At 61.6% G+C, this 21,930-nt stretch carries 21 protein-coding genes; 16 read left to right on the forward strand and 5 right to left on the reverse strand.

What is annotated here, in order from left to right:
* Positions 1-11: 11 nt before the first annotated feature.
* Entirely contained in the window at positions 12-563 is a 552-nt protein-coding gene (locus ACZ5TB_RS11715; RefSeq protein ID WP_464791365.1) for a thiamine phosphate synthase, read from the forward strand.
* A gap of 38 nt (positions 564-601) precedes the next feature.
* Here the strand turns inward: ACZ5TB_RS11715 and ACZ5TB_RS11720 are convergent, their stop codons facing one another.
* Positions 602-1,714, reverse strand: coding sequence for an alpha/beta fold hydrolase (locus ACZ5TB_RS11720; RefSeq protein ID WP_464791366.1), 1,113 nt, complete (start codon positions 1,712-1,714; stop codon positions 602-604).
* A gap of 156 nt (positions 1,715-1,870) precedes the next feature.
* The gene (locus ACZ5TB_RS11725; RefSeq protein WP_464791367.1) at positions 1,871-2,599 is read right to left on the reverse strand and encodes a hypothetical protein; all 729 of its coding nucleotides are present in this window, start codon (positions 2,597-2,599) and stop codon (positions 1,871-1,873) included.
* A 225-nt stretch (positions 2,600-2,824) separates the two neighbouring features.
* Here ACZ5TB_RS11725 and ACZ5TB_RS11730 point away from each other — a divergent pair, with 225 nt between their 5' ends.
* The 7 genes from ACZ5TB_RS11730 to ACZ5TB_RS11760 all read left to right on the forward strand — a co-directional run bounded on the left by ACZ5TB_RS11730 (position 2,825) and on the right by ACZ5TB_RS11760 (position 10,837).
* On the forward strand, positions 2,825-3,274 hold the full coding sequence (locus ACZ5TB_RS11730; protein ID WP_464792545.1) for a DUF3576 domain-containing protein: 450 nt from the start codon (positions 2,825-2,827) through the stop codon (positions 3,272-3,274).
* Positions 3,275-3,359: 85 nt separating this feature from the next.
* Positions 3,360-5,927: a leucine--tRNA ligase gene (leuS, locus tag ACZ5TB_RS11735; RefSeq protein WP_464791368.1), complete on the forward strand. Its 2,568-nt coding sequence runs from the start codon at positions 3,360-3,362 to the stop codon at positions 5,925-5,927.
* Between the two features lie 99 nt (positions 5,928-6,026).
* The gene (lptE, locus tag ACZ5TB_RS11740) at positions 6,027-6,524 is read left to right on the forward strand and encodes an LPS assembly lipoprotein LptE (RefSeq protein WP_464791369.1); all 498 of its coding nucleotides are present in this window, start codon (positions 6,027-6,029) and stop codon (positions 6,522-6,524) included.
* Positions 6,521-7,546, forward strand: a complete 1,026-nt coding sequence (holA, locus tag ACZ5TB_RS11745; RefSeq protein WP_464791370.1) for a DNA polymerase III subunit delta — start codon at positions 6,521-6,523, stop codon at positions 7,544-7,546. The genes lptE and holA overlap by 4 nt, the downstream gene beginning before the upstream one ends.
* A 46-nt stretch (positions 7,547-7,592) precedes the next feature.
* Positions 7,593-8,183: a nucleotidyltransferase family protein gene (locus tag ACZ5TB_RS11750; RefSeq protein WP_464791371.1), complete on the forward strand. Its 591-nt coding sequence runs from the start codon at positions 7,593-7,595 to the stop codon at positions 8,181-8,183.
* A gap of 65 nt (positions 8,184-8,248) precedes the next feature.
* Positions 8,249-8,653 (forward strand): peptide-methionine (R)-S-oxide reductase MsrB, encoded by a 405-nt coding sequence (gene msrB, locus ACZ5TB_RS11755; protein ID WP_464791372.1) that lies wholly within the window; start codon positions 8,249-8,251, stop codon positions 8,651-8,653.
* Positions 8,654-8,764: 111 nt separating this feature from the next.
* Positions 8,765-10,837: a transglycosylase domain-containing protein gene (locus tag ACZ5TB_RS11760; RefSeq protein ID WP_464791373.1), complete on the forward strand. Its 2,073-nt coding sequence runs from the start codon at positions 8,765-8,767 to the stop codon at positions 10,835-10,837.
* Here the strand turns inward: ACZ5TB_RS11760 and ACZ5TB_RS11765 are convergent.
* Complete coding sequence (locus tag ACZ5TB_RS11765) at positions 10,834-11,754, reverse strand: retroviral-like aspartic protease family protein (RefSeq protein ID WP_464792546.1); 921 nt, start codon at positions 11,752-11,754, stop codon at positions 10,834-10,836. The two genes, ACZ5TB_RS11760 and ACZ5TB_RS11765, sit on opposite strands and share 4 nt — an antisense overlap.
* Positions 11,755-12,058: 304 nt before the next feature.
* On the opposite strand from ACZ5TB_RS11765, the gene rho reads away from it, so the two are divergent.
* Positions 12,059-13,315 carry a transcription termination factor Rho gene (rho, locus tag ACZ5TB_RS11770; protein WP_196224894.1) on the forward strand — a complete coding sequence of 419 codons (1,257 nt, stop codon included), beginning with the start codon at positions 12,059-12,061 and terminating at the stop codon, positions 13,313-13,315.
* Between the two features lie 21 nt (positions 13,316-13,336).
* Complete coding sequence (locus tag ACZ5TB_RS11775; RefSeq protein WP_464778477.1) at positions 13,337-14,059, forward strand: YjbE family putative metal transport protein; 723 nt, start codon at positions 13,337-13,339, stop codon at positions 14,057-14,059.
* Between the two features lie 71 nt (positions 14,060-14,130).
* Here ACZ5TB_RS11775 and ACZ5TB_RS11780 read toward each other — a convergent pair whose 3' ends face one another.
* Together ACZ5TB_RS11780 and ACZ5TB_RS11785 are read right to left on the reverse strand one after the other, a co-directional pair.
* Entirely contained in the window at positions 14,131-15,099 is a 969-nt protein-coding gene (locus ACZ5TB_RS11780) for a quinone oxidoreductase family protein (RefSeq protein WP_464791374.1), read from the reverse strand.
* 14 nt (positions 15,100-15,113) lie between these two features.
* On the reverse strand, positions 15,114-15,812 hold the full coding sequence (locus ACZ5TB_RS11785; protein ID WP_464791375.1) for a dienelactone hydrolase family protein: 699 nt from the start codon (positions 15,810-15,812) through the stop codon (positions 15,114-15,116).
* A gap of 144 nt (positions 15,813-15,956) precedes the next feature.
* On the opposite strand from ACZ5TB_RS11785, the gene ACZ5TB_RS11790 reads away from it, so the two are divergent.
* Genes ACZ5TB_RS11790 through ACZ5TB_RS11815 form a run of 6 tightly spaced genes read left to right on the forward strand, consistent with a single transcriptional unit; the run spans position 15,957 to position 21,744 of the window.
* Entirely contained in the window at positions 15,957-16,211 is a 255-nt protein-coding gene (locus tag ACZ5TB_RS11790; RefSeq protein ID WP_196226641.1) for a DUF6489 family protein, read from the forward strand.
* A 7-nt stretch (positions 16,212-16,218) separates the two neighbouring features.
* Complete coding sequence (gene mnmE, locus ACZ5TB_RS11795; protein ID WP_464791376.1) at positions 16,219-17,496, forward strand: tRNA uridine-5-carboxymethylaminomethyl(34) synthesis GTPase MnmE; 1,278 nt, start codon at positions 16,219-16,221, stop codon at positions 17,494-17,496.
* 60 nt (positions 17,497-17,556) lie between these two features.
* Positions 17,557-19,404 carry a tRNA uridine-5-carboxymethylaminomethyl(34) synthesis enzyme MnmG gene (mnmG, locus tag ACZ5TB_RS11800; RefSeq protein ID WP_464791377.1) on the forward strand — a complete coding sequence of 616 codons (1,848 nt, stop codon included), beginning with the start codon at positions 17,557-17,559 and terminating at the stop codon, positions 19,402-19,404.
* Positions 19,401-20,042, forward strand: coding sequence for a 16S rRNA (guanine(527)-N(7))-methyltransferase RsmG (gene rsmG / locus ACZ5TB_RS11805; RefSeq protein ID WP_464791378.1), 642 nt, complete (start codon positions 19,401-19,403; stop codon positions 20,040-20,042). Before mnmG ends, rsmG begins: the two co-directional genes overlap by 4 nt.
* A complete protein-coding gene (locus ACZ5TB_RS11810; RefSeq protein WP_464787738.1) occupies positions 20,039-20,821 on the forward strand; it encodes a ParA family protein in 783 nt (260 codons plus the stop codon). The genes rsmG and ACZ5TB_RS11810 overlap by 4 nt, the downstream gene beginning before the upstream one ends.
* Positions 20,818-21,744, forward strand: coding sequence for a ParB/RepB/Spo0J family partition protein (locus ACZ5TB_RS11815; protein ID WP_464791379.1), 927 nt, complete (start codon positions 20,818-20,820; stop codon positions 21,742-21,744). The genes ACZ5TB_RS11810 and ACZ5TB_RS11815 overlap by 4 nt, the downstream gene beginning before the upstream one ends.
* Positions 21,745-21,930 lie beyond the last annotated feature (186 nt).

A 21,930-nucleotide genomic window follows, 5' to 3' on the forward strand; every position in this document is an offset into this window, starting at 1 on the left:
ACGCTAAAAATATGCCCTCTGTCTGGCTGGTGACGGACGAGCGCGTTTCGTCCGAGGTGCTGCTGGCAAGTGCCGCCCGGTTGCCGAAGGGGCGGGGGGGAATCCTGTTCCGGCACTATCGCACGGGGCCGCGTGAACGGCGGGCGCTGTTTGATCGGGTGGCGGAGATCGCACGGCGGCGGCGCTTGAAGCTGCTGTTGGCGGGACCGGCGCGGGAGGCGGCGGCCTGGGGTGCTGATGGCTGGCATGGGCGAGGCGCCGGGTGGGCTGCACGGCCTTTGTTGCGCAGCTTGGCCGTTCACAATGCGCGGGAGTTGCGGGTAGCCGAGCGGGCGGGGGCGGATCTTATCTTCCTGTCGCCGCTCTTTGCCACGCGGTCGCATCCGGGGGGAAGGGTGCTGGGACGGGTGGGATTCGCGGCGTTGGCGCATAGGGCGGGGATGCCGGTCGTTGCCTTGGGAGGCGTTTGCGCGGGGCATCGGCGGATATTGAAAGGACTGGGTGCTTCGGGGTGGGCGGCGATTGATGGTTTGACGGGGGGGGGGGGATGCGTGCTGGGATGATGTCGGCTGAATGCATTCGCGAGTGCCCTACCGCGAGCTTACGTGGTTAGCGGGCCTACGCGCTCCACCAGCGCGGCCAAGAATTTGCCGGGTTCTTCGAACATTGGAAGATGAGCAGACCGCTCGAACCACACCAATTCCTTGAATGGGGCATCCAAGTCTGCAAGCCATTGTTCCGCGATGTGGGGAAAACTCACCCGATCGTGGCGTCCGAGGAAGAGCAGGATGGGAACCTTAATATGCTTCACGCCCGAAAAGCTAATCGTTGCTAATTGCGGCCACATGCGAGGCATGGTGAACGAAAAGCCTGCCCCGATGGCTTGGCCGTCAGCAATGCTGTGCGCTGGCGAAAGCAGGAAGGAATGCGAGTGAAAGTTGGTGTCATCTCTGTATGCAGCGAAGCCGCCAAAGCTGCGGACCCACTTCCGCTCGACCCTGGTTTTTTCGAGATCAAGGGCATGTTCTTGTGGATATGGTGAAATTGCATTCAATTCTGATAACGCGTCGGCGTTTTTGGTTCTGGCCGCTTCGGACAAAGTCCAAGCGTATCCTTCCCGCTCGTTTTTCAGGAAATCTATCACCTGTGCCACGCCGACATAAGCGTGGACGAGATCTGGTCGCTTTATTGAAACGGCAAGTCCGACGGCAGACCCCCAACTGTGGCCAACGATGATGACCTTCTGCTTCTCATAGCGAGCACAGAGTAGCTCGATGAGTTCAATTGCATCGTCGCAGTAACGTTCAAACGTCAATGTCGGGCCGAGCGTCTCCGGCTCATTGAGCGGAAAGGAAAGACCGGCGCCCCGCTGATCCCATTGGGCTACCGTGAAAAAATCCTCCCACGGCCGTTGGTATGTCCAGGCAATTGGAAGCTCAGTTGATGCCGGGCCGCCATGAATGAACAGAATCAGCGGGTTAGCGGTATCAGTGCCCCGGATGGCGACAAACTGCCGGGCGCCACCCAACTCGAAATTGACCTTGAGGTCGATTGCGGTGGGCATAGACAAACGGTGCATTTCACCAAGGAGAGAGCGTCCAGCAGCATAAGGATCAATATCACTCAAAGCTGTACCTCCCATCACCACGTCATTTGAGCAAACGTGCCAGCGAAGCGGACAGGCCGCAATCAGGCACAAAAGATTATCCTGCAAATGGTGCGGGCGCTCGGCCCAGCCTCACAAGATCCCAGCGTCCGCTGGGATGACGAAGGAGTGGCAATAGCTATCTGTGGAAGCAGTCACGGTCGAAGGACCAAATGGCCTTAACCCGGATAGCGATTTACAGAAGCTGCGTATCAGCTCTCAAGATCAGAACTTGAACACGGTGCCCAGATAGACGGCCTGATTATCCTGCCGCTCGTCGGTCATGGGGGTCAGCCGACCGATCACGCTGTTGTTGTAGCGGAGGCCCGCAGTAACGTTCAGGTTGCGCGTCAGCGAGTAGGAGCTGGCGAGATCCAGCGAATAATCCTTGTCCGCATTGGGGCGCACAGCCGTGCCCGGATCGCGGCGGCTTTCGATCATCACCTTGGTGCTGAAGCGGTTCTTGGCTCCCTGATCCAGCGAGAAATTCTTTGCGCCAGCCATCTGCTCGATCGAAACCGGGTCCAGCTCCTTGCGGCCCACAGCTTCGGGCAGGGCGAATTTGCGCCAGTTATGCGCATTGTTCAGGCTGAAGGCGACGGGGGCGATGCCGACCGGGTCGATCGTGCGGCTGACCGTAACGCGATCGTTGAGATCGGCGGCGCGGACCATCACCGTCACCGACCGCTGCCCGCTGAGCGAGCCGCTGGTGGGTGTGAAGCGGAAATTCTGACGGCCAGCCGACGCTGCGATCCGGGCATAGGCAGCAGCCAGGCGCGGGTCCTTGGTCGTCGGCGTGAAGGAGGAAATGCTGCCCAGAGCGCCAAGGGACACGGGCACGTCGGCGCGTAGCCGGGCGAGATCGGTCGCGGCGCCAATAGCGGGAGACAGCATAAAGCCAGCGACGGCAACTGCCGCGCTTGCCAATGCCAAATATCCCCTATTCATGCGCATAACGCGAATCTCTTCCCCACCGACTTATTTTCAAAACTTGTACACCCGTCGGGCCGCGATGGGTAGTACGTCATGACCTTTTTGTCCGGGCTGTTGCACGGAACACACAGAGTCCAAAACGCGGCTGGCGGCCAAGCGTTGCAACTGCTGCCACGGCCCCCTTGCCCATTGCCACGGCTTCTCTATAGAAGCGGGGCGTTTTTCTTCAATATGGGACATGCCCTGATGGTCCGCCGCCTACCCGTTTCTGTTTCCGCCGGTCTGCTGCTGGCCGCGCTTTTGCCGCTCGCTGCATGCGGCGGCGGGGCCAAGGAACGTCCCAAGGCCGATCTGGCCGCGTCCAAGGTGACGACGATCGGCGTCAACAGCTATCTGTGGCGGGCGACGCTGGACACGCTGTCCTTCATGCCGATGGTGCAGACGGATTCCAACGGCGGCGTGATCGTGACGGACTGGTACGCCAATCCGAATTCGCCCAATGAACGGATGAAGCTGACGGTGTCGATCCTGGACCAGGATCTGCGCGCCGATGCGCTGCGCGTTGCGGCCAGCCGTCAGGTCAATCAGGGCGGACAGTGGGTCGATGCGCCGGTGCAGGCTGCCACGGTCCAGAAGCTGGAAGAGATCATCCTGACCAAGGCGCGTGACCTGCGCCGCATGGCGATCGCAGGCTAAGCCCTTCCTTTCATCCAATTTCTTAAGCAACCGGGGGCTGGGCTTGGAAGAGCTCAGCCCGCATGCATTTTGGGGACGTGAGTAAATGCAAAGGCGCTTCAACCCGCTTGAGGCCGATGCCCGCTGGCAGGCCGTTTGGGACGAGAAGCAGACGTTCAAGGCGTCGGATACCAGCGACAAGCCGCGTAGCTACGTGCTGGAGATGTTCCCCTATCCATCCGGGCGCATTCATATCGGCCATGTGCGCAACTATTCGATGGGTGACGTGCTGGCGCGGTTCCGCCGGATGACGGGGCATGAGGTGCTGCATCCGATGGGTTGGGACGCGTTCGGCATGCCCGCCGAAAATGCGGCGATGGAAAAGAAGGTGCATCCGGGCGACTGGACGCGGTCCAATATCGCGACGATGCGGGCGCAGCTGAAAAAGCTGGGCTTCGCGCTGGATTGGAGCCGCGAGCTGGCGACCTGCGAGCCGGACTATTATGGGCAGGAGCAGGCGCTGTTCTTGGACATGATGGAGGCGGGGCTCGTCTATCGCAAGGAATCGGCGGTCAATTGGGACCCGGTCGATATGACCGTGCTGGCCAATGAGCAGGTGATCGATGGCAAGGGCTGGCGCTCCGGTGCGCCGGTTGAGAAGCGAAAACTCAGCCAGTGGTTTTTGAAGATCACGCAATTTGCGGACGATCTGCTGAGCGGCCTCAAGACGCTGGATCAGTGGCCCGAAAAGGTCCGGTTGATGCAGGAGAACTGGATCGGCAAGTCAGTCGGTTTGCAGTTCAGCTTTAAGCTGGATCAGGCGGTGAACGGGATCAGCGATCTGGACGTTTTCTCCACCCGGCCGGACACGATCTTCGGTGCGAGCTTTGCGGCGATCGCGGCGGACCATCCGCTGGCGCTGGCGCTGGAGGCGAAGGACGCCGGGCTCGCTGCCTTTGCCGAAGAATGCCGTCATAGCGGCACCGCCGCCGCCGAGATCGAGACGCAGGAAAAGAAGGGGTATGACACCGGCCTGTCGGTGATCCATCCCTTTACTGGTGCCAAGCTGCCGCTGTTCGTCGCGAATTTCGTGCTGATGGAATATGGCACGGGCGCCGTCATGGCCGTGCCGGGGCATGACCAGCGCGACCTCGACTTCGCGCGCAAATATATGCTGCCCGTGGAACGCGTGGTCGCGGCCGAGGGGGATGAGGACAAGGGCATTGGCGAGGAAGCCTATGCCGGGCCGGGTCGCATGGTGAACTCCGATTTCCTCAACGGCATGAGCGTCGAGGACGCGAAGGCTGAAGTCATCCGCCGCGCCGAGGGTGAGGGTTGGGGCAACGGCACCACCGTGTTCCGCCTGCGCGACTGGGGCGTGTCGCGCCAGCGTTATTGGGGGACGCCGATTCCGGTGATCCATTGCGAGGATTGCGGGGTCGTGGGCGTGCCCAAGGACCAGCTGCCTGTGGTGCTGCCGGAGGATGTCAGCTTCGACATTCCGGGCAATCCGCTGGATCGTCACCCGACATGGAAGCATGTCGATTGCCCGAAATGCGGCAAGGCGGCGCGGCGTGAAACGGACACGCTGGATACTTTTGCGGACTCCAGCTGGTATTTCATCCGCTTCGCCAGCCAGCCCAAGGACAAGCCCTTCGATCGTGAGACGGTCGAGAAGTGGCTGCCGGTGGGACAATATATTGGCGGCGTGGAGCATGCGATCCTGCACCTGCTCTATGCGCGGTTCTGGACGCGGGCGCTTCAGCATATGGGGCAGCTGGGCTTTGCCGAGCCGTTCACGGGCCTGTTCACGCAGGGGATGGTGACGCACGAGACTTATTACCGCACCAAGCTTGTAGACGTTACGAATGCTGCTGGTAACGCGGCTGAAATGCTGACGATCGACGAGTTTTATTCGCCTAACGAAGTTCGCAGAACGGCCGATGGGGCTACGTTGGTAACGGACGGATCGCCGGTCGAAGTTGGCCGTGTGATCAAAATGTCCAAGTCCAAGAAGAATGTCGTCGATCCCGATGACATCATCGCCCAATATGGCGCGGACGCGGTGCGCTGGTTCATGCTGTCCGACAGTCCGCCTGAGCGCGACCTGCCGTGGACGGAGAGCGGCATCGAAGGGTCGTGGCGCTTCATCAACCGGCTGTGGAGGCTGTTTGGAGAGGCGGACAAGGCGGCCGAGGGTGAGGACAAGGCGCTGGACCGTAAGCTGCACCAGACGATCGACGGCATCGCCAAGGATATCGAGGCGCTGTCCTTCAACAAGGCGGTGGCGAAGATTTACGAGCTGACCAATGCGGTCGAAAAGGCAAAGCCTTCGGCCAGCCGTGGCGCAGCAATCCGGGCGCTGGCCCTGCTGGTCGCGCCGATGACGCCGCATCTGGCCGAGGAAGCATGGGCCGATATGGGCGAGGAAGGCTTGATTGCCGACGCAGCCTGGCCGCAGGTCGATCCGGCGCTGCTGGTCGAGGATGAGGTGACGATTGCCTGCCAGGTTATGGGCAAGCTGCGCGACACCATCACCGTGCCCAAGGGGACGAGCAAGGATGAGCTGGAACGGCTCGCCCTGGCAGCGCCCAATGTGGCGCGGACGCTGGACGGGGCGACCCCGAAGAAGGTGATCGTGGTGCCTGACAGGCTGGTCAACCTAGTCATTTAACAACGAACCGTTCGCCCTGAGCTTGTCGAAGGGCTCTCTTTTCTTCAAAAGAAGAACAGGGCTTCGACAGGCTCAGCCCGAACGGGTAGAGAGTGTCCCATGAAGCGCATTTTGCCCCTGCTCGCTGCCACCGTCATCCTCTCCGCTTGTGGTCTGCGTCCCGTCTATAGTGGCGGCAGTCATGGCGCGGTCGCGCAGAAGCTGGGCAATGTCGAGGTCGCGCCGATCGAGGGCAAGGGCGGCTGGCTGGTCCGCAATGCGCTCAATGACCGCCTGTCCCCGATGAGTGGCGCCGGTCCAAGTTACAGGCTGGTGGTGAAGCTGGATGACCAGATCAGCGGCTTTGGCTTGCGCGCTGACCAGGCGATTACGCGCGAACGGCGGACGCTGCGGGCGCGCTATCAGCTGATCGATGCCGCCACCGGCGCGCAGGTGATCGACGATACGGCGGGATCGGACGCGGGCATCGACGTCACGTCCAGCGAATATGCGACCATCGCGGCGGAAGATACCGCGCTGGAACGGCTGTCGCAGACGATTGCGGACCAGATCGTCTCCCGGCTGGCGCTGTTTGCAGCGAGGGACCAGAAGCGTTGAAGGCCAATCGCGGCCAGATTGAAAAGGCGCTGGACGCACCCCCGGCCGATATCCGTTTCTTCCTGCTCTACGGACCCGATGAGGCGGGCAGCGCGGCGCTGGGCAAGCGGCTTGAGCGGGCGATGGGGCCGGAGGCTGAGCGCGTCGATCTGGATGGGCCGACTTTGCGGGACGATCCCGCCCGGCTGGCGGACGAGGCGGCGTCCTTTTCCATGTTCGGTGGCCGGCGCTGGATACGCGTCAACGGCATGGGCGAGGAGTCGCTGCCCGCAGTGACGGCGTTGTTCGAAGCGCTGGCGGCAGGCAACCCGGTGATCGCAACCGCAGGGGCGCTGAAGGGTACGTCCAAGCTGTTGAAGCTGGCGCTCGACAGTCCGCTGGCCATGGCGTTCGCCTCTTATCAGCCCGATGCGCGGGAGGCAGAGCAGATTGCCGTCGCGATCGCGCGGGACGGCGGACTGCGCCTGCCTGCCGAGCTGGCGAAGCGGATCGTGGACCTGACCAATGGCGACCGCGCGTTGATGGGCGGCGAGATTGAGAAGCTGATCCTCTATCTGGACGCCGCGCCGGATCGGCCAGCCGAGGCGACGGCGGAAGCGCTGGACGCCCTGTCGGCCGACAATCCCGATTCGGACGCGGCGCCACTGGTCAACGCCGTGCTGGGAGGCGATTTGCGCGCCATGCATCGGGAACTGGGGCGTCTGGCTGAGGCAGGGACCGCGATGGCGGCGGTGCTGCGGCCACTACTGACCCGCGCGATGCTGCTCGCCAATATCCGCGCCTCCTTCGATGATAGCGGACGGCTGGAAGGAGCCGTCGAAGCGGCGGGCAAGCAGGTGTTCTGGAAGGAAAAGGGCGTCGTCACCCGGCAGGTGCGGCTGTGGGATGCGCATGGCATCGCCCGCGTGATCCAGCGGCTGGCGCAGGCAGAGCGAGCGAGCCGGTCGGGCAGGGGCCTTGGCGACCTGATGGTACGGCACGAATTGCTCGCCATCGCGCGACAGGCGGCGCGGGAGCGGTAGGGCGGACAGCTTGCAAAGCCTGCATCCACCGTCAAAAATGGCCGCTATGGATCAGATCGCTGTTTTCAAGACAGTTTTGAATAGCGATAGGCTGAGGCGGCAAGCATTGAAGGCGGTTGCTGCCTTGAGGCTTCCTGACTGTTGGATCGGGGCAGGCCTTGTCCGTGATGCCATATGGGATTATCTTCACGGTTATGGGATACGTCCGCCCTGTGGAGACGTCGATGTTGTGTGGTTTGCCTCCGACCCGTCCGATGAGGAAACCGACCATTGCATCGAGCATGCGCTTCGCTCTCATATGCCTTGCTTGACGTGGTCAGTGAAAAATCAGGCGCGAATGCATCTTCGCAACGGAGATGGTCCTTACCGATCGGTAGCTGATGCTATGGGGCATTGGCCCGAAACCGCCACCGCCGTCGCGGCTCGCTTCGGCGGAGATGACGAGATTGAAGTTAACTCGCCATTCGGACTGAGCGACCTATTTGGTCTGAAATTAAGACCGACACCTGTTTTCGCCACGCAGAGATTGTTAGTCTATCAAGAGCGTATCTCCTCCAAGCGTTGGGTTGAACGATACCCGTTGCTCACTGTCGCGGATGATCGTAGAAAAAACTATAAGATGTACGAACGCCAATAACGTGGCTCTCTAGTAGCGCGTCCTAAGCGCTTGATCGCAGGAAGTGCCGTCGCCATATTGCGGCCATGGACAAGCTCAACCTGACTGACGCCGAATGGCGCGAGCGCCTTTCTGCCGAACAATTTCATGTGTTGCGAGAGGCGGGGACGGAGCGGGCCTTTACCGGCAAATATAACAGTAACAAGGCCGACGGCGTCTATTTTTGCGCCGGTTGTGGAGCTGAACTGTTCGATGCCGAGGAAAAATATGACAGCGGCTCTGGCTGGCCGAGCTTTACCGCGCCGGTCGATATCGACGCGGTGGAGGAGATTCGCGACAGCAGCCACGGCATGATCCGCACTGAAGTGCGTTGCGCCAAGTGCGACGGACATTTGGGCCATGTCTTTCCCGATGGTCCGGGCGTCAACGGCCTGCGCTATTGCATGAACAGTGCGTCGCTGGACTTCAAGCCGCGCGACGAGGTTGAATAATCATTCATCGCCGGTAAAGCGTCGCTTCTCTTGAGAACCAAGATCACAAGGTTGTCAGCGCCCCTTTTGCGCTGGTGGCTTGATCCCTTAGCGCGTATCCGGGCGATGTAGATGGCACGAGCAGGCAAGAGCAAGGACACGCCCGGAGGCGCGAAGCGGTGGCTGATCCGGGGCATCAAGTTCGGGCTGGTCGCGACGGTGGGCGCTTTGTTCGCGATCGTCGTGGCGGTGGTGATCGCCTACCAGTCGCTGCCCGATTATGAATCGCTGAAATCATCGCCCAACGGACAGATGATCCGCGTCCATGCCGCCGACGGCAGCGTGATCGTGTCGTTGGGGCCGAGCTTTGGCCGGTGGATGGCCTATGACCAGATCCCGACGGTGATGGTCGATGCGATGATTTCGACCGAGGACAAGCGCTATTATCTGCATCCCGGCGTCGATCCGATAGGCATGGCGCGCGCGACCTGGGTCGCGCTGGAGAATCGTGGCAAGGGCCGCCGCTGGCAGGGCGCGTCGACCATCACCCAGCAGGTGACGCGCAACATCTTCCTCAACAACAGCTATAGCTGGGGCCGCAAGGTACGGGAAATGATCCTGGCGCTGGCGCTAGAGCGGAAATTCTCCAAGCGGCAGATTTTGGAGCTGTACCTCAACAAGGTATATTTCGGCGGCGGAGCCTATGGCATCGACGCTGCCAGCCGCAAATTCTTTGGCCACCCCGCCGCTGCGCTCAGCCTGCCGGAAGCGGCGATCATCGCGGGGCTGGTGAAGGCGCCGTCGAGCTATTCGCCCACCGCCGATGCCGAAGCGGCGATCGGCCGTGCGGGCGTCGTGCTGGAACTGATGCAGGAAAATGGTGCGATCAGCGCGGCGCAGCGGGCGAGCATCGACTTGAACGACGTCAAGATGGCGCCCGAGCCTCCGCAAAACAGCGTGCGCTACTTCACCGACTGGGCACTGCCGCAACTTGATGTGCTGGTGGACGAGCCCAATGAGCCGCTGGAAGTCTATACGACCATCGATCTGGGCATGCAGAAGGCGGCGACGGCGGCGATCCAGGCCAATGTGCCGGGGGGTGCGCAGGGCGCGCTGGTCTCGCTCGATCGCGATGGCGCGGTGCGGGCGATGGTCGGCGGGCTCGACTATGTGACGTCCAACTATAATCGGGCGACGACCGCCACGCGACAGCCGGGCTCGGCCTGGAAGATTTTCGTCTATATGGCGGCGCTGGAGGCGGGCTATACGCCTGATACCGGCGTCACGGACAAGCCGGTGACGATCAACGGTTGGAGCCCGCGCAACAGTTCCGGGCGCTTTTCCGGCGACATCGATGTCCGTACGGCCTTCGCTTACTCCATCAACACGGTTGCCGCGCAGTTGGGCGTCGAGGTGGGCTTTCCGACTGTGGCGGACATGGCGCGGCGCTTTGGCGTGACGACGCCGATCAATACGCATCCCTCGATGGTCTTGGGCACGTCAGACGTGCGCCTGATCGACATGACGCGCGCCTTCGCCTCCATCGCGCGCAAGGGAGTGGCGGTGACGCCCTATGGCATTACCAAGGTGACGACGGCGGACGGGCGGCTGCTCTACCAGCATCAGGATGATACCAGCCGCGTGCTTGTCGCGCCCTGGGTAGCGGCGGGGATGACGGACCTGATGCAGACGGCGGTGAGTACGGGCACGGGCAAGGCGGCGCAGATCGGCCGACCGGTTGCGGGCAAGACCGGCACCACAAGCAGCAACAAGGATGGCTGGTTCCTGGGCTTTTCCAGCGGCATCACTACGGGCGTCTGGATGGGCAGGGACGATGCGCGGCCGGTGAGTGTTTTGCAGGGCGGCCGCGCACCCGCTCATGCCTTTGCCGACTATATGAAGGTCGCCGTGTCGCGCCGCCCGGTCGAGCAGTTCGAGACGCAGGTGACGCTGCCGGAATGGCAGTTGGAGCCCGACGACGAGGCCTATTATGGCGCGCCCGATAATGGAACGGGCGGGGGCATGATGGTCGATGAAAATGGATTGCCGATCGGCCAGGACCCGCAGCAGCGAGAGGATGAAGGCGAACAGGACGATCAGTCCGTTGATCAGGCGCCTCCTGCCCGCACGACGCCACCTCGGCTGGATCAGCAGTGGATCGATCAGGTGCTGGGCCGTGAACGGCAGCGGCCCCCGCCGCGTTAACCGGCCTGGCGAAGTGCGGCGGCCAGGCGCCGTGGATCAGACGCGCCGACATCCGGCATCATGAAATCGACCTTGCCCCGGCCAAAGTCGATGGCGACACGATCGAACATCCTGAGAGCCTGTATGCCGAGCAGCAAAGTGGGCTTGTCCTGCAGGCCAAGTTCGCTGAATGGCTGAGCATCGGCGAACATGACGGGCAGATTGGTAAGAACGATGGATCCCATGCGAATCCTGCCGATCTGCCCAAGCTGACCGGTCAAAGTCTCGCCCGTCACACTTATCAGGCTGATCTGGCTCATCGCCGGGGCGCGTTTCTTGCGGATCAGCTTGTCGCGCAGGGCAAGATTGCCGACGCTCAGATGGGTGCCGGTGTCGAGGATGATGTTGACCTTCAACCCATTGGCGTCGGAATGCAGCAGGATCAGTTGCCCCTTGCGGCGCCGTGCCTCGACGATGATGGCATTGGGGTCACGCCATGAGGGACGGCTGGCGCCGATTTCCATTCGGCCGGTGCGGAAATTGAGCAGGAGGCGCTTGGCATGCAGGCTGTCGAGCCCGAGCAGCCCAGCCGCGCCGAGATGGTCACCCTCCAGCACGGGCGCTTCGATGCCATCAACCGTTTCCGCGCCATAGCCGAGCCGCGGAACGGCGACGGTGCGCGTTTCCTGGCGACCCGCCATGCTGACGATAGTAACGTGGCGGCGGGCGGGCAGGGCGAGGCGATCGGCCAGATCACGGGAGATGACCGTGCGCTGCGATCCGGTATCGACGATGAAGTTCCAGGGGCCGCGTCCATCGATGTGGATGGGGATGGATACGCGGTCGTCACTGGTGGAGAGGGTGCGGACCACGGCGGGCGGATCGGCCGCAGGGACCGGCTGACCGGTGGCAGGCGGGCAGATCAGCAGCATGGCCATTGCAGGGACGAGATAAGGCTTTTTCACGCCCTTCGCCTCTTCAGCTAGAGCGCCAAGTCATAGCATGGATCGCCAAGGCCGGTCCATTGCCGCAACTGCTGCACCATTTGCCGATGAAGGCGGCGGGGGCCAGCATTTCCAGCTAGGCGGGGCCAAGCGACACCTTGACTTTGGGGGGCGCTGATCGCTAAACGCGGACGGTCTATCCCGGCCGTCCAGCGCCGGAGTCCCGTGTTTTCCATACCGGGCGACTCTCCTTTTTCGTATTTCCAATCTTCATCTCTCGTCATCGGACTCAAGTCGAATGCACCTTAAAGACCTCAAGAAGAAATCACCCGCCGATCTGGTCACCACGGCGGAAGAACTGGGCGTCGAAGGCGCATCGACCCTGCGCAAACAGGACCTGATGTTCGCGATCCTCAAGGCTGAGGCGGAAAATGGCGAGCAGATCATGGGTGAGGGCACGATCGAAGTGCTGCCCGACGGCTTTGGCTTCCTGCGCTCGCCTGAAGCGAACTTCCTTGCCGGTCCCGACGATATCTATGTGTCGCCCAACCAGGTCCGCAAATTCGGCTTGCGCACCGGCGATACGGTGGAAGGCGAAATCCGCGCGCCCAAGGATGGCGAGCGCTATTTCGCGCTGACGAAGCTTATCTCCGTCAACTTCGATGACCCGGATGTCGTCCGGCATCGCGTCAACTTCGACAACCTGACGCCGCTCTATCCGACGCAAAAGCTGGTGCTCGACACGCTCGACCCCACGGTCAAGGACAAATCGGCCCGCGTCATCGACATCGTTTCGCCACAGGGCAAGGGGCAGCGCGCGCTGATCGTCGCGCCGCCGCGTACGGGTAAGACGGTTCTGCTGCAGAACATCGCCAAGGCGATCACCGACAATCACCCTGAGGTCTTCTTGATCGTCCTGCTGATCGATGAGCGTCCGGAAGAAGTCACCGACATGCAGCGCAGCGTGAAGGGCGAGGTTGTGTCTTCGACCTTCGACGAACCGGCGCAGCGCCATGTGCAGGTCGCCGAAATGGTGATCGAAAAGGCCAAGCGCCTCGTGGAACATAAGAAGGATGTGGTGATCCTGCTCGATTCGATCACCCGCCTCGGTCGTGCCTACAACACCGTCGTGCCTTCGTCGGGCAAGGTGCTGACGGGCGGCGTTGACGCCAATGCGCTCCAGCGTCCCAAGCGCTTCTTCGGCGCCGCGCGTAATATCGAGGAAGGTGGTTCGCTCTCGATCATTGCCACCGCGCTGATCGATACCGGCAGCCGCATGGACGAAGTCATCTTCGAAGAGTTCAAAGGCACCGGCAACTCGGAAATCGTGCTGGACCGCAAGGTCGCGGACAAGCGCATCTTCCCGGCGCTGGACGTTGGCAAATCGGGCACCCGCAAGGAAGAATTGCTGGTCGATAAGGCCAAGCTGTCCAAGATGTGGGTGCTGCGCCGTATCCTGATGCAGATGGGCACGGTCGATGCGATGGAATTCCTGCTCGACAAGATGAAGGATTCCAAGACCAACGAAGATTTCTTCGATTCGATGAACCAATAAGCGGAGTTATATCAGGCCGTTATGATCGACCTTCTTACAACTGCCGCCGCCGCCGCGCAGGGACTGGGTTCGCCCGCCGATATTTGGGGGCACATCGTCAACGATTTCAGCAATATTGGTTCTCCGGCTGCCTTGGCAGCCTTTGGCCAGGTGTTGATGATCGACATCCTGCTGGCAGGCGACAATGCGATCGTCGTGGGCGCGCTTGCGGCAGGCTTGCCGCCGCAGCAGCGCCAGCGCGTCATCATGATCGGCATCATCGCCGCACTGGTGCTGCGTATTGGTTTTGCTCTGGTCGTGACGCAGTTGATGCAGATCGTTGGCCTGATCCTGGCAGGCGGTTTGCTGTTGCTTTGGGTCAGCTGGAAGATGTGGCGTGAACTGCACCCGAAGCGGGGCGCGGACACGCCCGATGACCCCAGCGACGATGACATATCCGGGTTGCGCCCGGCGAAGAGCTTCGCAGCCGCCGCTTGGGCCGTCGCGGTAGCCGACGTATCGATGAGCCTGGACAATGTGCTGGCCGTCGCGGGTGCGGCGCGTGATCACCCTGGCATCCTGATCATCGGCCTTGTCCTGTCGGTCGCCCTGATGGGTATCGCGGCGAATATCATCGCCAAATATATCGAGCGTTTCCGGTGGATCGCTTATCTGGGTCTGGCGGTCATCATCTATGTCGCCGTCAAGATGATCTATGAGGGCGTTATCGACCATCAGGTCGGCATTCTGACCCTCTTTGTGTGATTGAGGCGAGCAGGTGGCGGGCTTGGATGCCCGCCGCCTGCTCGACCCGTTTTCAGACTTCTTCAGCGCGTCTATGGCACCAGGATGGTGCTACCGACGGTCTGCCGCCCTTCCAGCGCCCGATGTGCGTCCGCAGCCTGCGAAAGGGCGAAACGCTGGCCGATATGGGCGCGAACGACGCCCCTCAGCATGCGATCGAACAGGCGGTCACTGACATGCTTCAGCTCCTCCTGCGTCACGATATAGTCGAACAGGGTGGGACGGGTCACATAGAGGGACCCAGCGCGACTGAGTTCCAGCAGGCTGACCGGCGGTACGGGGCCAGACGCATTGCCATAGCTCACCATCATGCCACGGCGCCTGAGCGAGCCAAGCGACGCGCTCCAGCTATCCTTCCCCACGCCATCATAGACGATGTCTACACCCTGTCCGTGCGTAAGGGCGCGCACTTGATCGGAAAGGTCGGCTAACGGGCAGTGCAGGCTGTGGTCGGCCTGCACCGTTGCAGCCTTTTCCGCCGACCCGCTATGGGCGATGACCACGACGCCCTTGTCCCGAAGCCAGGGCACGAGCACGGAGCCTACGCCACCGGCGGCGGCATGGACCAGAGCGACCTGACCGGGACGTAGTGGCAGTATATCCTCCGCAAGGAAGCAGGCGGTCATGCCCTTCAACATCATCGCGGCTGCTTCATCCGTGCCGATCTCGTCCGGGATCCTTATGACGCGATCGGCGGCGACCGTGCGATGGGTGGCATAGGCGCCCATGCCGCCCGCCGAGCCTACCTTGTCACCGATCGCCAGCCCGCTGACACCCGCTCCCAAGGCCGCGACATAGCCTGCTCCTTCAACGCCGAGGGTGAGGGGGAGCGACGCTGCGTAGAGGCCCGACCGATGATAGGTGTCGATAAAGTTCAGGCCGATTGCATCCTGAGCGATCAGCACCTCACCCTCGGCCGGAGGGGCGGGATCGAAATACTCCCGCTCGATCACCTCCGGACCACCGGTCGCGCGGACGATCATGCGCCAGGCTTGTGTCATGGGCGGCGCGTCGATCAGAGATGCGTGGCGAAGAAATCGGCTGTGCGCTGATCGGCGAGTTGCGCGGCATCCTCGACCCGGCGCGCGCCCATTTCAGCGGCAAAGCCATGGTCCAGCCCTTCATAATCGTGAAGGGTCACGTGGCGATTGTCCTTCAGGCCGTCATGCATGGTCTTCTGCACTTCCGGCGGCACGAAGCCGTCAGCGGTGGGAATGTGCAGCAAGACGGGTTTGCCGATAGCATGCTGCTCGCCCAGAAGATTGTCGATGCCCACGCCATAATAGCCGACAAAGGCGTCGCCATCCGTCCGGCAGGCGGCCATGAAGGTCAGCCGCCCGCCAAGGCAGTAGCCGACCACGCCGACCTTGCCGGTGCCACCCAGTTCCGCCCGAGCGAATTTGATTGCCGATTCAATGTCATAGATGGCGAGGTCCTGATCCAGCTTTTGCATGTGGCCGATTGCCGCCTGAAATTGCTCTGGAACATCGGCGTCCAGTTCGACGTGCGGAGTGTCACGCCAGAACAGGTCGGGCGCGAGGGCCAGATAGCCTTGGCTCGCCCAATTATCGCATTTGCGGCGAATGCCTTCATTTACGCCGAAGATTTCCTGAATGACGATAATCGCCCCGCGCGGCGTGCCGCCGGGTCGAGCGACATAGGTGTCGAATTGCGCATCGCCCTCAAGGGTCGAAATTGGCGTAAATGATCCCATGGCTGATGTCCTCTCGTTCGCTGCACTATGTTTGAAGGATAAGCGGGTTTTGAAGAACCGCCAACGCTACTATGACCAAATTATTTGCGTTTGAGGGCCATGTTGCGGCATGACGACGATGGCTCGCAACTGAAGGTGCGCAAGATGAAAGTAACGGTCGACGTAGATTGCACCCCAACCGAGGCGCGGGCTTTTCTGGGCCTGCCCGATGTCACGCCCATTCACGACAAATATGTGAAAACGATGCTGGACAGCTTTGACGGCATCGCCAGCGCCGAACAGATGGAAACGATGTTCAAAAGCTTCTCTCCCTTAGGGGATGCGGGGATGCGTCTGTTCCGGCAGATGATGGACATCGGCCTTTCTGGCGTTGCCGGGAAGAATGGCGACAAGTCCTGAGCCGTTAATGGCGGACACGATTTTCGCCCTGTCGAGTGGTGCGCCACCGGCAGGGATCGGGGTCATTCGGATAAGTGGCTCCGCCGCCGCCGCCGCCCTGCAGGGTCTTGCGGGGCATCTTCCCGAACCTCGGCGGGCGCAGCTGGCTTTGCTGAAAGACCCGCGCAACGGGGCTCCTCTCGATCGCGCGCTTGTCCTCTGGTTTCCTGGCCCCGGCACTGCGACCGGCGAAGACCTGGCGGAGCTGCATTGCCATGGCGGGCGGGCTGTGGTTGCGGGGCTGGAGGATGCGCTCAGGTCCTTTGAAGGCGTGCGGCAGGCCCAGCCGGGTGAGTTTACCCGCCGGGCCTTTATGAATGGGCGCATGGATCTCAATGAGGTCGAGGGGCTGGCCGACCTTCTCGCCGCCGAAACTCAGCAGCAACGGCGCGCGGCTTTGCTCATGTCCGAGGGGCATTTTTCCCATCGGCTTGAGCAGTGGCAAAGGAGCTTGCTTGATCTTTCCGCCATGGCGGAGGCAGCGCTCGATTTTTCCGATGAGGATGACGTGCCTGAACATGGGGCCGAGGAACGCATCGGCTCCGGCATCGCTACGCTCATCGAGGAGGTGCGGTCTGCGCTAAGTGCGCCGTCGGCCGAGCGTTTGCGGGATGGCATCCGGGTGGTGCTGGCCGGGCCACCCAATGCGGGGAAGTCCACTTTGTTGAATGCGCTGGTGGGGCGGGAGGCGGCGATCGTGTCCGATGTCGCGGGTACGACGCGCGACCGCATCGAAGTGCCCGCGGCGCTAGGTGGCACTGCTTTTCTGTTCACTGATACTGCGGGCTTGAGAGAGGCGACATCGGACGTTATTGAGGCGATCGGCATAGACCGGGCTCGGGCGGCTCTGGACAGTGCCGACATCATATTGTGGCTTGGCGATCCGGACGAAGCGCCGCGCGCCGACGCAATAATTGTGGGCGCCCAATGTGACCGGCATGCGGTAACAAATGGCTTGCCCATATCGGCGGTGACGGGCGAGGGAATGGATACCCTCATCGCCTTGCTTCTGGAGCGAGCGGCTGCATTGCTGCCGGGCGCAAGCGAATATGCTTTGCATGAAAGGCAGCGGGAGGGCGTTGCGCTGCTGCTCGGTCATTTGGAAAATGCTTTGCCGCAAGCAGACCTTCTCATTGTCGCGGAAGAACTTCGTCATGCACGTGCGGCGATCGATGCGCTGACGGGGCGGGCAAGTACTGAGCATATGCTCGACCGGCTCTTTGCAGGATTTTGCATCGGAAAATGAGCACTGTTCCACGTGGAACAGTTTTGACCGCAAGCCCACAACTCTGATATGGGCGCGGGCATGCAGACATTTAACGTGATAGTGGTTGGCGGTGGCCATGCCGGGTGCGAGGCTGCGGCTGCGGCTGCTCGGAAAGGTGCGCGGGTCGCACTCCTCACCTTCGAAAAGGCAACGGTGGGAGCAATGTCATGCAACCCGGCGATCGGGGGTTTAGGCAAAGGTCATTTGGTGCGGGAGGTTGATGCGCTGGATGGCTTGATAGCGCGTGCCGCCGATGCCGCTGCCATACATTATCGGATGTTGAACAGCAGCAAGGGGGCGGCCGTTCAGGGGCCGCGCGTGCAGGCCGATCGATCCCATTATCGGGCCGCCATTCACCGCATGATCGATGCCCAGCGCGGGATCGAAATCATCGAGGGTGAGGCCGCCGCGCTGCTGTTGGAGAATGGCGAGGTCGAAGGGCTGGAGCTGGCAGACGGACGCCACTTGTCCGCGCCCGCCATTGTGTTGGCAACGGGCACGTTTCTGGGCGGCAAATTGTTCCGGGGCGAGGAGACGCTGACGGGCGGTCGAACCGGGGAGCGGGCGGCAACGGTATTGGGTGTTCAGCTTCGCGGGCTGGGTCTGCCAATCGCGCGGCTGAAGACCGGGACGCCGCCAAGGCTGGATGGGCGCTCTATCAATTGGGGAGTTCTGGAGGAGCAGCCATCTGATGCGGGGGATTGGACGATGTCTGCCCTCTCCGCAGGGCGGCAGCTGCCGCAGTTGAGCTGCGCGATCACGCGTACCAATGATGCGACCCATGCGATCATCCGTGGGGGGCTGGGGCGCTCGCCATTGTTCAGCGGGGCGATCGAAGGGCGCGGTCCTCGATACTGCCCTTCCATCGAGGACAAGGTGATCCGCTTCGGCGATCGTGACGGGCATCAAATCTTTCTGGAACCGGAAGGGCTGGGAAGCCATCTGGTTTATCCCAATGGGATCAGCACCTCCCTGCCTGCCGATGTGCAGGAGCAGATGGTGAGGTCGATGGCTGGGCTGGAGCGCGCCGAGATTGTGGTGCCCGGTTATGCGGTGGAGTATGACCATATCGATCCGCGCGCGTTGGACCACAGTCTGGAGATGCGAGACGTGCCCGGCCTGTTCTGTGCGGGGCAGATAAATGGCACGACGGGATATGAGGAGGCGGCGGCCCAAGGGCTGGTAGCCGGTGTGAATGCGGCTGCGCGTGCCAAGGGCGATGCGCCGATGATCCTCGATCGGGCGAGCAGCTATATCGGCGTCATGGTCGATGACCTGGTGCTGCAAGGCGTGACTGAGCCTTACCGCATGCTGACCGCGCGGGCGGAATATCGGTTGCGGCTTCGGGCGGACAATGCCGGAAGCAGGCTGGAAGAGGTTGGCCGGGTGCATGGTATATTGGGCGAGGAGCGGCTTGCGCATTATGATCGGCGGGCTTTGCAGCGCGCCAGCGTGGATGAGGAGTTGGGGCAGCAGCTGAGCGCTACCCAGCTTGCACGCTCCGGTGCGAATGTCCGACAGGACGGCTCGCGAAGAACCTTGTTTGAATGGGCGCGGTTTCCGGAAGTCCAGCGGGAATTGCTGTTCGGCTTGGCGCCGTCGCTTACATCAGTAGACGAGAGCCTCCGGGAGGAAATTCTGGAGGACGCCCATTACGCTCCCTATCTCGAACGCCAGGCGGCAGAGATTGCGGCCTTGCGACGCGACGAGCGGGTATCGATCCCGGCCGACTTTAATTTCCGGGCAATCGGCGGGCTGTCGAGCGAGATGATCGAGAGGCTTGATAAGGCTCGCCCCGATACGCTTGCGGCGGCGGGGAGGATTCGAGGGATCACTCCGGCGGCGTTGGCGGCGTTGCTAGTGCATGTTCGGCGTCAAGCCGCATGACGGAGGATGAAGCGAAGGCATGGCTGGAGCAGCGCTTCCCCGTTTCACGTGAAACATGGGGGAAGTTGGACGACTATGTGCAAATGTTGCTGTCCGAGATGGATCAGCAGAATTTGATCGCGGAGTCCACGCGTGATCATGTCTGGGCGAGGCATATTGCGGATTCGGCTCAGCTTTTGACATTGGCCGATAGCGCGAGTGATGGTCTTTGGATCGACCTTGGATCGGGAGCGGGTTTGCCGGCTATCGTGGTTGCCATCTTGAGCGACCGACCTGTGCTGATGATAGAATCGCGGCGTAAAAGAATAGATTTCCTAAATGAGGTGGTCGACAGGGTTGGCATTAGGAATGCTCAAGTTTACGGCGGGCGGGTGGAAGGTGCTTCCTCAAAGGCGGCGGCGGTAATCAGTGCGCGCGCTTATGCGCCGTTGGAGCGCCTCTTCCCCTCGGCGCTCCATTTGTCCGATAATCGAACCCTTTGGGTGTTGCCAAAGGGGCGTAATGCGCAGAATGAACTGGAGGCGGCGCGATCCTCGTGGCAAGGTGTGTTTCACGTGGAACGCAGCATCACCGACCCGGAAAGCGCAATCATCATAGCGCAGTCGGTAGCGCCAAGGGGCAAGAAAGGTCGCAAATGATCCGTATCGCCATTGCGAATCAAAAGGGTGGGGTGGGGAAGACCACGACTGCGATCAACTTGGCAACCGGGCTTGCTGCTACTGGCCTGAGGGTGTTGTTGATCGACCTCGATCCCCAAGGGAATGCTTCAACAGGATTGGGGGTTCATCAATCCGATCGCACCTGGTCCAGTTACGATCTGCTCGTCGGGAATTGCGGGATCGAAGATGCGATCCTGCCGACCCGCGTGCCTAAACTCGACATCATTGCGGCGACGCAAGATTTGTCGGGGGCCGAGATCGAACTGATCGAATATGAGGAACGGACCCACCGACTTGAGCGGGTGCTTAGCGAAGCACAGGCAGGCAGGTGGGATATCTGCCTCATCGATTGTCCACCTTCGCTCGGCCTTCTGACTATCAATGCCATGGTGGCTGCCCAATCCTTGCTCGTTCCGCTTCAGTGTGAATTCTTCGCGCTGGAAGGCCTGTCCCAGCTATTGCAGACGGTGGAGCGCATTCGCGGCCGTTTCAACCCGGGTCTTTCGATCATGGGTGTGGCGCTCACCATGTATGACCGACGTAATCGCCTCACAGATCAGGTTGCGGATGACGTCCGCGCCTGTCTGGGCGACTTGGTGTTCTCAACGGTCATCCCCCGGAATGTCCGGCTTTCGGAAGCGCCAAGCCATGGCGTTCCGGCGCTCATCTACGACTTCCGCTGTTCCGGATCGGAGGCCTATATGCGCCTCGCCCGTGAATTGATTTCGCGTCTGCCCCCACAGGAGGTTGCGGCTTGAGCAACGAGAATGATGAAAAGCTGAAGGTTATCAAGCGTCCTCATGGACTGGGACGGGGCCTTTCAGCGTTGCTGGGCGACGTAACGAGAGAAGAGCCGGTCGCACCACTGGCCGTTTCCGCTTCGACCAAGGCTATTCAGAGCATCGAAGTCGCGTTGATCCAGCCGCATCCGGAGCAGCCCCGCCGTCATTTTGACGAAGGTGCCTTGGCGGAGCTGGCGGATAGCATCGGCAAGCGCGGCGTTATTCAGCCGATCATCGTGCGCCCCCATGGTGGCGGATTTCAAATCGTTGCGGGGGAGCGACGGTGGCGAGCGGCGCAGCGCGCGCAATTGCACCGTATTCCGGCGATTGTCCGCGATTTTGACGAAGCCGAAACGCTGGAAATCGCGCTGGTCGAGAATATCCAGCGTGAAGACCTGAACCCGATCGAAGAAGCGGAAGCCTATCGCAAGCTGATCGCGGACTTCAATCACAGCCAGGAAGCGCTGGGGCGTATCGTTGGCAAGTCGCGCAGCCACATCGCCAATCTTATCCGGCTGCTCGATCTTCCGGCCTCTGTGCAGCAACAGGTCGTTGAGCAGAAGCTGTCCATGGGTCATGCCCGGGCACTGATCGGCGCGCCGGACTGTGAGACGCTGGCGAAGACCGTTGAGGCCAAGGGCTTGTCGGTGCGCGATACCGAGGACTTGGTGCGCCGCTCAAAAAAGGGGGAAGGGGCGGCACCCCGAGGCCGGGCCTCGTCGGGAACGGTCAGCAAAGACCCCGATATCGCGGCGCTTGAACAGCATCTTGCGGATATATTGGGCGTTAAAGTCGACATTGGACATGGGGAGGGCGCGGGCGGCACGCTGTCGTTGCGTTATTCGACCCTCGACCAGCTTGACATGCTGTGTCAGCGCCTGTCCGGCGAGCGCATCTGAAAAATCAAGCGCGGCATGATCAGCCGCGCACCGCTGGCATCTGACGGAGCCTTGCCCGGATATGATCCGGTAAAGGCTGCCTTGGATCGTGCGTCATTTCATTAGCGCGCTGTCTAAGTCAGCAGGCGCCGCCGCTCTGCCCGGAAAAGCTCGGTTTAACTCTTGTTTTTCGCATTTTCCGGGCGA

It is taken from the genome of Sphingobium sp. TomTYG74, assembly GCF_055393875.1.